This is a genomic window from Kitasatospora sp. NPDC058048 (genome assembly GCF_042885555.1).
Taxonomy (GTDB): Bacteria; Actinomycetota; Actinomycetes; order Streptomycetales; family Streptomycetaceae; genus Kitasatospora; species Kitasatospora lactacystinica.
Genome location: NZ_JBHVRT010000030.1, coordinates 49,041 through 62,379, shown reverse-complemented (window position 1 = coordinate 62,379; position 13,339 = coordinate 49,041). Strand labels below are relative to the sequence as shown.

At 69.9% G+C, this 13,339-nt stretch carries 6 protein-coding genes; 4 read left to right on the top strand and 2 right to left on the bottom strand.

Features of this window, described 5'->3' with window-relative positions:
• Nucleotides 1-3,019: 3,019 nt before the first annotated feature.
• Together ACFVVA_RS28095 and ACFVVA_RS28090 are read right to left on the bottom strand one after the other, a co-directional pair.
• Nucleotides 3,020-3,253 (bottom strand): hypothetical protein, encoded by a 234-nt coding sequence (locus ACFVVA_RS28095; protein ID WP_387693605.1) that lies wholly within the window; start codon nt 3,251-3,253, stop codon nt 3,020-3,022.
• Nucleotides 3,254-7,765: 4,512 nt separating this feature from the next.
• On the bottom strand, nt 7,766-8,329 hold the full coding sequence (locus ACFVVA_RS28090) for a hypothetical protein (protein WP_387693604.1): 564 nt from the start codon (nt 8,327-8,329) through the stop codon (nt 7,766-7,768).
• A gap of 464 nt (nt 8,330-8,793) precedes the next feature.
• Between ACFVVA_RS28090 and ACFVVA_RS28085 the strand changes: the two genes are divergently transcribed.
• From ACFVVA_RS28085 to ACFVVA_RS28070, 4 genes are all read left to right on the top strand, one after another.
• Complete coding sequence (locus ACFVVA_RS28085) at nt 8,794-9,318, top strand: hypothetical protein (RefSeq protein WP_387693603.1); 525 nt, start codon at nt 8,794-8,796, stop codon at nt 9,316-9,318.
• 280 nt (nt 9,319-9,598) lie between these two features.
• Entirely contained in the window at nt 9,599-10,252 is a 654-nt protein-coding gene (locus tag ACFVVA_RS28080) for a hypothetical protein (RefSeq protein WP_387693601.1), read from the top strand.
• Entirely contained in the window at nt 10,249-11,388 is a 1,140-nt protein-coding gene (locus tag ACFVVA_RS28075; RefSeq protein ID WP_387693600.1) for a hypothetical protein, read from the top strand. The genes ACFVVA_RS28080 and ACFVVA_RS28075 overlap by 4 nt, the downstream gene beginning before the upstream one ends.
• A gap of 341 nt (nt 11,389-11,729) precedes the next feature.
• On the top strand, nt 11,730-12,974 hold the full coding sequence (locus tag ACFVVA_RS28070) for a tyrosine-type recombinase/integrase (protein ID WP_387693599.1): 1,245 nt from the start codon (nt 11,730-11,732) through the stop codon (nt 12,972-12,974).
• The last annotated feature ends 365 nt before the right edge of the window (nt 12,975-13,339 follow it).

The following is a 13,339-nucleotide window of genomic DNA, read 5'->3' as shown; positions in this document are numbered from 1 at the left end:
GAGACGGTGTTGCGATCCTTGGCAGCCCCAGGGGCATCCGCCACTACGGGACTCGCCGTCCAGGTGGTCCCTGGTCAGGTTGCGATCCTCGGCCGCCCCGAAGGGCAACCGCCACTTGAAATGCACGCCGGGCGACGGGAGATCCACATAGTTGCGATCCTCGCTCGCCCCGGAGGGCGAGCGCCACGAGGGTGGGTTCGAAGTTGCGGCTGCAGGGGAAGCGGTTGCGCTCCTCGCACGCCCCGAAGGGCGAGCGCCACGCCCGTCGCCGTTGAACTTGAGGCCCAGCTCGGAGTTGCGATCCTCGCCCGCCCCGGAGGGCGAGCGCCACATGCAACCGGGGGGACCGGACCGGGAGCACACCCTGTTGCGATCCTCGCCCGCCCCGGAAGGCGACCGCCACCCCCCACCTGAGGCATCAGCTCGAACAGAGCCTGGAGTTGCGATCCTCGGCCGCCCCCGAAGGGCGACCGCCATGCCCACCTCTCGCAGGACCCAACGCTGCTGTTCATGTTGCGCTCCTCGGCCGCACCGAAGGGCGACCGCCACCATCACGGAGCTGACGATCTTCGGGATGTTGTACCAGTTGCGATCCTCGATCGCCCCGGAGGACAACCGCCACTCTGACCGGCGCATTCCGCAGTCTGGACGACGTGCTTATTGCGATCCTCGCCCGTCCCGGAGGGCGAGCGCCACGGGTCGATGACCTAACTCCACTGGTGGGAAGCCAGGTTGCGATCCTCGCCCGCCCCGGAGGGCGAACGCCACTTCCCCGACGGCGAGGGTACCGACGATCTGGGCGATGTTGCGATCCTCGGCCGTCCCGAAGGACGACCGCTCAGCCCGGCGACGGCCGGCTCGACCCGTCCGAGCAAGAGTTGCGATCCTCGGTCGCCCCGGAGGGCGAACGCCACATCTTCTGCGCGTTCCGCCTGGTAGGCCAGTTCATGTTGCGATCCTCGCTCGCCCCGAAGGGCGAACGCCACAGCTGCCCGGCGGCCGGTTCAGCGGCGGACGACGCTGTTGCGATCCTCGCTCACCCCCGGGGGGCGAACGCCACGCGCGCGCATGGCGCGCACAAGACCCGGGAGAGGATGTTGCGATCCTCGCTCGCCCCGGGGGGCGACCGCCACGCTCAGGCAGCGTCGCGGTCTCGGCCACCGGGGCGTTGCGATCCTCGGCCGCCCCGGAGGGCGACCGCCACGCCATGGCCGCCTTGCCAAGCAGGCCCGTCTTAGCGTCGCGATCCTCGGCCGCCCCGGAGGGCGACCGCCACGTCCAGCCAGGCCCGGACCGGCGCCGCGAAGGGCGGGTTGCGATCCTCGGCCCGCCCCGAAGACTGCGACTCCGTCAGCGTGGACTGGTTGTACAGGTTGCGATCCTCGGCCGCCCCCGGGGGGCGGCCGCCACGCGCAGACCACCGTCAGCGTCGGGCCGTCCCCGAGGTCGCAATCCTCGGCCGCCCGGAGGGGCGACCGCCACGCCGATCGCCGTCGGATGCCCCCACCACCAGCGGGCGTTGCGGTCCTCGGCCGCCTGGAAGGGCGACCGCCACGCGGCACCCTCCGGGCAGTGCCCGACCGAGTCACTGACGTTGCTATCCTCGGTCGCCCCGGAGGGCGACCGCCACGCGGCCGGGGGGATCGTGCTGGGGGACAGCCCGGCGTTGCGATCCTCGGCCGCCCCGGAGGGCAGCCGCCACCGGAGCCGACCCAGTCGGACCTGCGCGGCAACCAGTGCGATCCTCGACCGTCCGCAGGGGCGACCGCCACCAATCCGGCGAGGGGTTTGGCAGCCAGCGGCACGGTGTTCCGATCCTCAGCCGCCCCAGGGGGCGACCGCCTCGGCGATCCTTTCCGGCGGGCGCTGGTTCCAGGAGTGGTTCCAACCCTCGGCCGCCCCGGAAGGCGACCGCCGCGGGCGCGGAGGCCAGCAGACTCTCGGCGTCGTCGAGTTGCGATCCTCGCTCGCCCCGCAGTGCGAGCGCCACCCGGCAATGGCGACTTACGTGGTCGACGTCTACGGGTTGCGATCCTCGACCGCCCCGAAAAGCGACCGCCACCAGGGGGACCGACACCAGGCCCGCGTTCCACTCCGGTGGTTGCGATCCTCGGCCGTCCCGAAGAGCGACCGCCAACATCTCGTGGGTGTTGCGCCGGGGCCCATAGCCCGGGTTGCGATCCTCGGCCGCCCTGAAGCGCGACCGCCACGGGCTCCCTCGCTGGACGTCTCGCCGCTGGTCAACCCGTTGCGATCCTCGGCCGCCCCGTAAGGCGACCGCCGCAGGCGCAGGACGTCGGCCACGATCGAGGCGTGGTCGTTGCGATCCTCGGCCGCCCCGGAAGGCGACTGCCACGTCCGTGCCCGCCCGCGCGGACTATCGCGGGAAGGTGTTGCGATCCTCGGTCGCCCCGAAAGGCGACCGCCACGAGTTCCTCGTCGTCCCACACGCCCAAAGCCACATTGTTGCGATCCTCGGTCGCCCCGGAGGGCGACCGCCACTTGGGGTCGAGGTGGCCGATGATGCGGGCGTTGCGATCCTCGGTCGCCCCGGAGCGCGACCGCCACCCCGTACGCCGACCCGGACAGCGGCGTCCTGCGCAAGTTGCGATCCTCGCCCGCCCCTGAGGGCGAGCGCCACAGCCATCTTGGCCGGCGGGCACTGGTTCCAGGACTGGTTGCGATCCTCGCCCGCCCCTGAGGGCGAGCGCCACCGGCGGCGCCGGCCAGGTCGTCATCAACATCACGAACAGGTTGCGATCCTCGGTCGCCCCGGAGGGCGACCGCCACCCTCAAAATGGCCAGCGACTTCGAGGCCAGCATGCAGTTGCGATCCTCGGCCGCCCCGAAGGGCGACCGCCGCTTGGCCATCTCCCCTGAATCCACCAGGTACGGCGGGTTTCGATCCTCGCTCGCCCCGGAAGGCGAGCGCCAGGTGTACTCCCCCACCGCATGCCGGTCTCGTCGGCACTACGATCCTCGCTCGCCCCGAAGGGCGACCGCCACCATCGCGGCCTCCCTACGGCTTCCTGGCGATCACAGCGTTGCGATCCTCGGCCGTCCTAGAGAACGACCGCCACCGGATGCCCTTGCCCATCTTGCGGCCGATGGACTGGTTGCGATCCTCGCCCGCCCCGGAGGGCGACCGCCACTCGGCGGTGCGGGACCGTCGACCGTGACGGTCCTGCTGTTGCGATCCTCGGCAGCCCCGGAGGGCGACCGCCACCTCGGCGCCGGTCATCTCCTTGACCATGTATCTGGCGTTGCGATCCTCGGTTGCCCCGAAGGACGACCGCCACTCGGGGTGGCGGCGAAGGTGGTCTATGCAGCCTCCGTGTTGCGATCCTCGGCCACCCCGAAGGGCAACCGCCACCCCGCATCCCACTGTTGTACGTCTCGTCGAGGGCGTCGTTGCGATCTTCGGCCGTCCCGGAGGACGACCGCCACTGGCAGAAGCGAAGACGCCGTGGTCGCTGACTCTCAGTGTTGCGATCCTCGGTCGCCCCGGAGGGCAACCGCCACTGGTCGGGCCCAGGCCGGTGCTGGCGGGGGTGAAGCCGTTGCGATCCTCGGTCGCCCCGGAAGGCGACCGCCACCACCCGTGCCGAGCACCATCTCGTGCGCGGCCGTGCCGTTGCGATCCTCGGCCGCCCCGAACGGCGACCGCCACCGGTCGCCGCGACCGCGTTCCTGGCGGTCCACGACATGTTGCGATCCTCGGCCGTCCCGAAAGGCCACCGCCACGGGCACCAACACCGGCGCGATGCCGCGTACCGGCGCGTTGCGCTCCTAGGTCGCCCCGAAGGGCGACCGCCACCCGCTCAAGCGCGCCAACCTGCTCCAGGCCCAGGAGTTGCGATCATCGGCCGCCCCGGAAAGCGACCGCCACCGGCCGTCGCCAGTGCCGGCCACGTTGACCTTGATGTTGCAATCCTCGGTCCCCACGAAGGGCGACCGCCACTGCGGGAGGCCAGCGAATACCCGTTGACCCAGTACGCGTTGCGATCCTCGGCCGCCCCAGAAGGCGACCGCCACGCGAACATCGTCGCTCTGAACGCCATCACCGAGGCGTTGCGGTCCTCGGTTGCCCCGAGGGCGACCGCCACCGCCAGCGTCACGTTCAATCTCGGGTCGGTCCCACAGTTGCGACCCTCGACCGCCACCCCGGAAGGCGACTGCCGCCGTATCGGCCAGCGCCGGGCCCAGGTTCCCGGTCACGTTGCGATCCTAGGTCGGCCCGAAGGGCGACCGCCACCCGCCGCCGAGGAGATCCTCGACCGCGTCGACGAGGCGTTGCGATCCTCGGTCAACCGTTGCGCAAGGTAGCCGTCCGCTTGTTCGCTCACGTCGTCGTTGCGATCCTTGCCCGCCCCGGAGGGCGAGCGCCACCTTGGTGGTGAGCTTGAGGTCGCCAGGGCAGTCGATGTTGCGATCCTCGCTCGCCTCAGAGGGCGAGCGCCACGAGGCCCATGTCGCCAACGAGCAGCGCGCCTTCGAGTTTAGATCCTCGGTCGTCCCGAGGGACGACCGCCACGCGTCGGTGCGGGGGATACTGTCCAAGTGGTGTCCGGGTTGCAATCCTCGGCCGCCCCGGAAGGCGAGCGCCACAGTCGACCTCGCCCTGCACGTCGTTCTCGGCATGCAGGTTGCGATCCTCGCTCACCCGGAAGACGAGCGCCACATCCGCACCACACTTTCCCGGCTAGTGCCGGGAGAAGTTGCGATCCTCGGTTGCCCCGAAGGACGACCGCCACGACATGCCTGCACCTGGGGATCGTCGGAACCCTCCCAGTTGCGATCCTCGCGCGCCCCGGAGGAGGAGCGCCACAACCCAGCCCCTGCCCAGCGTTTCCTCGGCGAGATGTTTCGATCCTCGGTCGCCCCGGAGGGCGAGCGCCACCCCTCAACACCACGACTGAGAACAGCCAGGCGCTGTGGTTGCAATGCTCGGGCGCCCCACAGGGCGACCGCCACTGGATGCCGAGGGCCTGGTACGCCCGGCGGGTGAGGTTGCAATCCTCGCTCGCCCCGAAGCGCGAGCGCCACCTTCCCCCATCCGCTCGCCCGTGGAGTTAGGGTCCTCGGCTGCCCAGAGGGCGACCGCCACCTCCGCACCGTCCCGATGGTGGCCGACGTCCATGGTGTTGCGATCCTCGCTCGCCCCGAAGGGCGAGCGCCACGGGGACCTTCTTCTCCCCATCCGCTGGATCCACCTAGTTTCGATCCCTCGCTCACCCCAGAGGGCAAGCGCGACGGGGCCTCGGCGGCCTTGACGGGCTCGCGGATCGTGTTGCGATCCTCGCTCGCCACGGAAGGCGAGCGCCACATCCGCACCACCCTCTCCCGGCTGGTACCGGGAGAAGTTGCGATCCCCGGTCGCCCCGGAGGGCGACCGCCACGTGCGGGGCTCGCCGTCCAGGTGGTCCCCGGTCAGGTTGCGACCCTCGGCCGCCCGAAGGAGCGACCGCCACGCGGCTTACAGACTGCCTCCGGCGGGCCACTTCCAGGGTTGCGACCCTCGGCCACCCGGAGGGGCGACCGCCACAGGGTCGTGATCACCGCGAGGCCGATCACGCCCATGGCGTTGCGATCCTCCGCCGCCCCGGAGGGCGACCGCCACGAGGACCGCGGCGAGCGCGGCCGTCTCGATAGCGGTGTTGCGATCCTCGGCCGCCCCGGAGGGCAACCGCCACAAGCGCCACCGCCTACCGAGCCCGCGAGGACTTCATGTTGCGATCCTCGGCCGCTCAGAGGAGCGACCGCCACCCTGGCGGACACGATCACGCAGGTGCAGGAGTACGAGTTGCGATCCTCAGCCGACCCGAAGGGCGACCGCCACGGCCTGCCCGCTCCGAATGATCCGGGTGCTGTGGGAGTTGCGATCCTCGGTCGTCCCGAAGGGCGACCGCCACGCGGCAGTGCTGCTGCGGCTTACCGCGGGCACCATGTTGCGGTCCTCGGCTGCCCCGGGGGCAACCGCCACCCGGGGTATAGGTGTCGCCGGCGCCGCACCCCGCGTTGCGATCCCCGGCCGCCCTGGAGGGCGACCGCCACAGGCATCCTTTGGAGGCAGGGTCAGCCCGTTCGTGGTGTTGCGACCCTCGGTAGCCCCGAGGGGTGACCGCCACGTCCGCTCGGGCAACGCAGTGATCGGCATCTTCGCGTTGCGACACTCGGCCGCCCCGAAGTGCGACCGCCACCCCTGGGCGGGGTCAGCGTAGCCGGTTCCACGATGGTTGCGATCCCCGGCCGCCCCGAAGGGCGAGCGCCACCCGTGTTGCCGCGGAATGCATGCAACGGACTGCTGAGTTGCGTTCCTCGTCCGCCCCGGAGGGCGAGCTCCACGCTCGGCGCGCCAGCGGCCTGGGCCGCCGTGGTCGAGTTGCGATCCTTGCTCGCCCCGCAGGGCGAGCGCCACTTCGACTTCGGTGACGGGACCGCGCCGGTCACGGTGTTGCGATCCTCGCCCGCGCCGGAGGGCGAGCGCCATCTCGGCGAACGGCGCCGGTCCCGAAGCGGTCCCGCCGTTGCGATCCCCGCCCGCCTCGGAGGGCGAGCGCCACGATGTACATCCCGGCGGCCGAGGCCCACCTGATCGGGTTGCGATCCTCGCCCGCCCCGGAGGGCGAGCGCCACCACGGCGGCGTCCGGGACGGGCGGCATGGTGTCGATGTTGCGATCCTCGCCCGCCCCGAAGGGCGACCGCCACCTGCCGTGCCTCGGCCAGCCTTTGCACCGTCAACTCCGTTGCGGTCCTCGGCCGCCCCGAAGTGCGACCGCCACTGCAGCTGCGGGTCCTCGTCGCGGCTGAGGTGCTGGGCGGTGCGATCCTCGGCCGTCCCGAAGAGCGACCGCCACTCGCCGTCAGGGCTGTCATGAGTACGTGTACTCATGAGTTGCGATCCTCGGTCACCCCGGAGGGCAACCGCCACAGCCGCGCCCCCGTACCACCGTGAGCGTGATGGTGGTTGCGATCCTCGGTCACCCCGGAGGGCGACCGCCACGTGCGGGGCTCGCCGTCCAGGTGGTCCCCGGTCAGGTTGCGACCCTCGGCCACCCGAAGGAGCGACCGCCGCTCCCGCGGATCACCGTCACCAGGCTGCGGGACTACCAGTTGCGATCCTCGGCCACCCGGAGGGGCGACCGACACCCATGGACGAGGACGGCTGCCGCGCCCCCGGGATGTTGCGATCCTCGGCCGCCCCCGGAGGACGACCGCCACACCCGCAGAGGCGCTGGAGGCCCGCCAGGCCTACGAGTTGCGATCCTCGGCCGCCCCGGAGGACGACCGCCACACCGACCGAGCAGCGAGAACTTGGGTTCTGATTCAGGATTCTGAGGCGTTTCGAGGGCACAGATGCGTCGGGATCGGACATTTTGCTTCGGTGCGGTCCGCGTGTCGCGTGCACACTTCGAGTTCCGAACCATGACCACCGCAGGCGGACAAGCGGCAGTAGGGCCCGGTCATGGGAAGTCTGATCGATATGGAGGAGTCAAGCAGCGAAGTAACGCCCCTGTGGGCACACAGCCGCAACCTATCAGGCCAGCGCCACACCCTGGAGGAGCACCTGCCCGGATCGGCCGCCCTGGCAAGGCAGTTCGACGCCGTCTCCGGCTCGGCAGCCGTCCATCCCGGGTAGTGGTCGGACGAACCCCGCCTGTGTGCGCCTCCGGCAGGTCAGCGATCATGGTCGCCGAGCAGGTGCCGGGCAACACCCGGATCGAGAAGTTCCGCCCTCCAGCCTCAAGCCCCAGTCACACCACGTCAGGCTGTGGACTGGCCGTCAACCTTGTACTCCTCGGAGGGCATCGAGTCCCATTCGGTGTTCGCGCCGTCGCGCGTCACCATGAAGAGCGGACGCGATCGGAGGACCTGCCCGACCAATTGCCCGCGCAAGACAACCCCGGGATCATCCGGTCCCGCGTAGCCCTCGGGCGTGTAGCGAAGATGCACGTCCATTGCCTCGGCATAGGCGATTGCGTCGTTCTCCAACTCCGACAGGTCCCTCCCGACCAGTGGGAGTCCGTCGTACGTGACCTGCGGACCGTGCATGGCGTCGGAAGCGATGCAGAACAACCCCACGGCTTGGCTCACATAGGCCATGACGGCAGGTGGGGAAGGAGCCACCCCGCCACGGTGGACCTCGACCTTCCAGGTCGGCGAGAAGATCGCGTGTTGCCGTGCGCACTCGCGGACCTTCGTCTGACCGAGCACCTCAGCCGCCGCGACCACTTCGTCGACGGTCATGCCGAACCGAAGCGGTCCGACGCCGAGAGCCGGCGAATAGGACCACTCGCCTCGTTCGGCGACTCCGGTCTTGAACGCCATAGTTGCTCCTCCAGAGACACCTGAGACCTGCAGCTGCCCATCATGCCAACCGCCGACCAACGGTCTACCAGGTGCCGCGCAGGTCACTCAGAGTGAGACCCATCTGGGCACGGCCGCGAATTCGCGACACCTCAACATGCGCGCCTACCAGTCTCGCCCCCGAGTACACCCAGCAGCGGCCACAGAGAGTATCGATCGCGTTGGCCTGCTGGGCGTACTGGCGACGGTTGATTACGCGAGCCCACCAGTACCGAGGCCATACGAGAACCGCGTCAGCACCCTCGCGCCGATCGAACCGTCAGCGCGTCAAAAGTCTTGACAGCAACCCGGACTCTTCGGTCCGTTCCTACCGGGACCCCGTTCCCGGCCGAAGGAAGCCCAGCAAGATCTGATGACTCCGACCGGACACGGCCGGCCAGCATCTAAAATTCCTCTCCAAGCCGCCGGAGAGGACACCTCGCGAGATGACGGACCTGGAAGACACGCCCCGCACTGCGACAGGCGACCCTGCCCCTTCCGCCCCGGCGCCGGAAGACGCCGACAGGTCCCTTCGCCAGCGCATCACCGACAGGTGGAACCGTCCCGGGTTCACCGGCAAGGCGAGCGTCATTCTCGGCGCGGCGGCGGTGGTAGCTGCGGCCGTCGGAGGCATCTACGCCCTCGTTAACCTCAGCGACGACGAAGACGACGACGGTCTCGGAGACCGGATCGCAGGCATCCTCAGCCCGACCCCCGCCGATGATGACACCTCCAACACCCAGGCCGCGGAAGAGCAAAAAGCGGACACCGCAGGGCAGGACGCCACCTCTCCCCGCTACACGACGCCCAGCTGGACGTCGAACGGGTACACCCAGAACCGCTGCCCCAACACCCGCAGGCACCAAGATGGGTGCGAGCACACATCCCAGGATGTGGCCAGCTCCACCAAGCGCCGGAGCAAGGACCTGTTGGCCGAGGACGACGACGAGGACGAGGACGAGGCGGCCTGAGGCGCCAGCCGGGCAGGGAACGGGCGAAGCCCCCAGCTGTTGGTTCGGGGGTTTCGCTGCGAGCGCCAGCCAGGATTGAACCTGGGCCCCCAACCGTCCCCGCGCGCCTGGCCCACCCTCCGAATCACCGGACACCCGCGCCCTCGATGTCCCCGCACGCAAGGGCCTGCACCCTCTCTACGGGATCGTTGCCGACGTCGGCACGGCCCAGGCGCGCAATCGACCTGCACTTCTCCTCGCCGTTCAAGGGAGACCCGCAGGCCATAGGGGCCGCCCCTCCTTGCCGCCGACCCCGCCACAACAGCTGGGCCTTCGCCGTCGACGCTCCCTCCGTCGACGGCCACCGTCGAACCATCCGCCACGCTGGCTTCCCCGACGAACTCGACGCCCGCATCGCCCTGCGACGCTTCAACGAGTCCCTGCCCCTCTGCGTCGTCACCGACCCGAGGCAGAGCACCGCCGACTACCTCACCAGCTGGCTCACCGAGAAAGCCTCCACCTCAAACCCACCACCATCGCCCGCTACCGCGACTACATCACCCAGGACCTCATCCCCGCCCTCGGCGCCATCCCCCTTGACGACCTCACCCGCCAGCAGCCCTCCCGGAACCGACCGAGAACGCCGCCGGGGGGGGAGCCGACGAGTACCGGCGCAAGAAGGCTGAGCCTGCCCATTGCCCCGGCCGGGGACCTCCCATCCGGTGACCTCTCGAGCACGCCGGTCTCCGTGACGCCCACGCACCGCCGGTCTCGCTCGAACCCGTCGAGGAGCCCGCCACCTAGGCTTCAAGCGCCTCTGCCGTTGAGGGGCTTCGTTCTCTCGCAGCGGTCGGCGCCTGCCAGTTGCACGGTCCGGCGCTCTCTGGCGATGCGTCAGAATGGCTCGACGCCCGGCGGCGTTGCCGAGCAGATCACCGGAGGTACGGATTCATGACCCGCTACTGCATCGATCCCGGGCGGCACGAGCTGATCGCGACCTGGGGAACCGGCGAGGGCGACATCGCAACCCCTGTCGCTGCGGTCCCGGCCGGTACGGACGCCGCCGTGCTGCTGGGCTTGGCCCGCGCCCTCACCCACCTGTCCGAGGCCGCGTGGCGTACCTACACCCACCCGGCCAGCGCCGCCGCGTCCACGGATCCCAACTCCGAGGGCTGGCGCCGTGAGGAGGAACGCAAGTCCTTCGACGAGGTCCCCGGCGCCATCACCCGGCCCAACCTCCCCCAGGACGGCATGCTCGACGTCGAATACAGCCCCCTGGTCGAGTCCGCACACCGCGCTGGCCGCGCCCTGCACGCCCTCGGCGACGCGGACCTCACCGATGCTGTCCTCGCCGAGACCGGCACCGAACTCGCCGCCGTGGAGAACGCCGAACTCGGCGACCTCACCGGCCGCGCCCGCCAGGCCGTCCTCCTCAGCCGCGAAGGCGCCTCCCCCGTCCAGGTCGCCGCCGCCGACCACCTCCTCGAACAGAACCCCTTCGGCCCCGGCGCACTGTTCACCGACATCGACCCCACCGCCGCCGCCGTCGCCGCAGCCCACTGGCTCGCAGCCGCCGCCGAGGTCACCGCCGAAGCCACCGGCCACACCCCCACCACCGTGCTCCTCGAAGCCGACAACATCGAAGCCCTCCCCCACGAAACCCCCACCCTCGTCCTCCAACTCCTCCAAGCCGGCGCCTCCCCCTACGACGCGGTCACCGGCCTCGTACGCCACGCCCTCCACATCGCCGACGGCCTCCTCCCCGACCCCGCCGCCCTGCGCGAACAACTCGACAACATCGACGACACCCTCGCCCAGCACGCCGGCCCGGACACCGACCCCGAGGACACCGGCCTGCGCCTGACCCCGCTCGACCCCCAACGCCCCGCCCCCGACCTCCTCGAAGACCTCCTCGCCGGCATCCACGGCTGCCACCTCCTCCACGACGAATACGACGATGAAGACGACCTCGACGACGACCTAGAGGACTGGAACGACGAGCACGCAGAACAGCGCCAGAACCGCATCCACAGCCACTTCGCCCAACTCGTCCGCGAAGTCGCAGCCGCCCACCACGACCGGCTCATCTGAATCGCCTGCCGCAACCACCCATCGCGGATCAAGGCACCCGGACTGGCTGTTCACACTGCGTAGCCGCGCCGGAGGGCAGGAAACACTCCCCTGCCGCCCGCGTGTGCCCCCAGGGCAAGGCCCCGGCTAGTCACGTACGGTGACGGTTTTCGCATGCCCACATCGACCATGACAGGTGCCACAGCAACCCGTTGCGCATCAGCGGATCCTCACCGTGAACCGCAGGTCAGAGCCCTACTTCCGGGCTGGTGATCGCATGGTGGTCGCAGACGATCATGCGGTCGCGGCGCGTGTAACCTCCGTGAACTGATCAAGAGCCACAACCACAGGAGGTACACGGAGTGCGCAGGTCAGGACGACCGGGCCGGGTCTACCGCCGATGCGGGTGCCGCGATGCCACCCGACGTCAGCTCGGCGCGAAGTGCCCACGCCTGGCCGAGCAGGATCACGGCACGTGGACCTTCGCCGTCGACATCCCCTCCCTCACCGGCCGCAGGCGCACCGTGCGGCGCGGCGGGTTCGAGGACGAGTGGCACGCCGAGACGGCACTGCGGCGCTTCCTCGAAGGGCGCCGGCTGGGCTTCGACGCCGACCCGCACGAGACGGTGGCCGCCTACCTCACCAAGTGGCTCAAGGGCATGGAGTTCCTGCTCAAGCCCACCACCTATGTCCGCTACCGCGCCTACGTGCTCGGCGAGTTGATCCCCGTGTTCGGCAAGATGCGCCTGGAGGAGCTCTCCCACGACCACATCGCCGCCTACACCCACCGGCAGCTCGAAGCCGGCCGCGGACGTCAGGCCGTCTACCACTGCCTGGCCACCCTCTCCAGTGCACTGGGCACGGCCGTTCGCACCCACCGCCTCCCCTACAACGCGGCCCAGCCCCTGCCCATGCGCAGGCCCCAGGCCGCCGAACGCGTCCCCTGGACCGCGGAACAGGCCGTCACCTTCCTCTCCCACTGCCGAAACGTCGACCCCGCCTTCGCCGACCTGATCGAGGTCATCATCGGCACCGGCCTGCGCAAGGGCGAGGCGCTCGGCCTCCAGCGCCCGTGCGTGCGGCTCGACGACCGGGTCATGTACATCCGCCACACCCTCTCCGCCATCGACAACCACGAACTCGTCCTGACCGCCCCGAAGACGAAGAAGAGCCGCAACTGGGTGCCCCTGTCCGACCGCGTCGCCGCCGCCCTCCAGCGCGCCATGGACCGCAGCACGGCCACCGTCAACGGCCACGTCTTCCAGGACACCGACGGCAAGCCCCTCCACCCCGCCGCCGTCCGCCGACGCTTCCACGAACTGCGCGAACAGGCCGGACTGCCGCACGTCACCATCCACGACCTGCGACACCTCGCCGCCACCCTCGCCCTGGAGGGCAACGTGCCCATGGCCGTCATCTCCAAGACCCTGCGGCACTCCACCCTGTCGACCACCGCGAACATCTACAGCCACCTGACCTGGGACGTCGCCATGGCCGCGGTCCACACCATCGAAACCAGGCTCCACCTCGCCGAGTCCCGCACCCACTTCGGCGTCGACGCCTTCGCCGGCCCCTTGCCGAACCCGCTGTTCAGCCACGCGGCCTGACAGCTGCGCGCTACAACCACCCCGGTCCACCCAGCCGCTCAGAACGCGCAAGGACCAGCTAAACGGCCGGAACCGCCGGTCCATCACTGCACCCGCTCAGCCCCGGAGCCACCACCACACCTGACGCCGCGGGCTCCCCAAGCATGCCCACTTCCGGGAACCCATGCCTGCTTCAACATGGGACAGAAACCCACTCAGCGAAGAACTACGCTCAGTCACACAATCGAACGGACAAAAGTCGCATATCGATTACATCCAAGCGCTCCACGCCCCTGAATGCGCCCCCTGGGATGATGCAAACGAGCGCCCGCAACCACACTGCGACCACCACAGCAGAAAGAGCGGGCACCTGGTTTCCCAAGTAC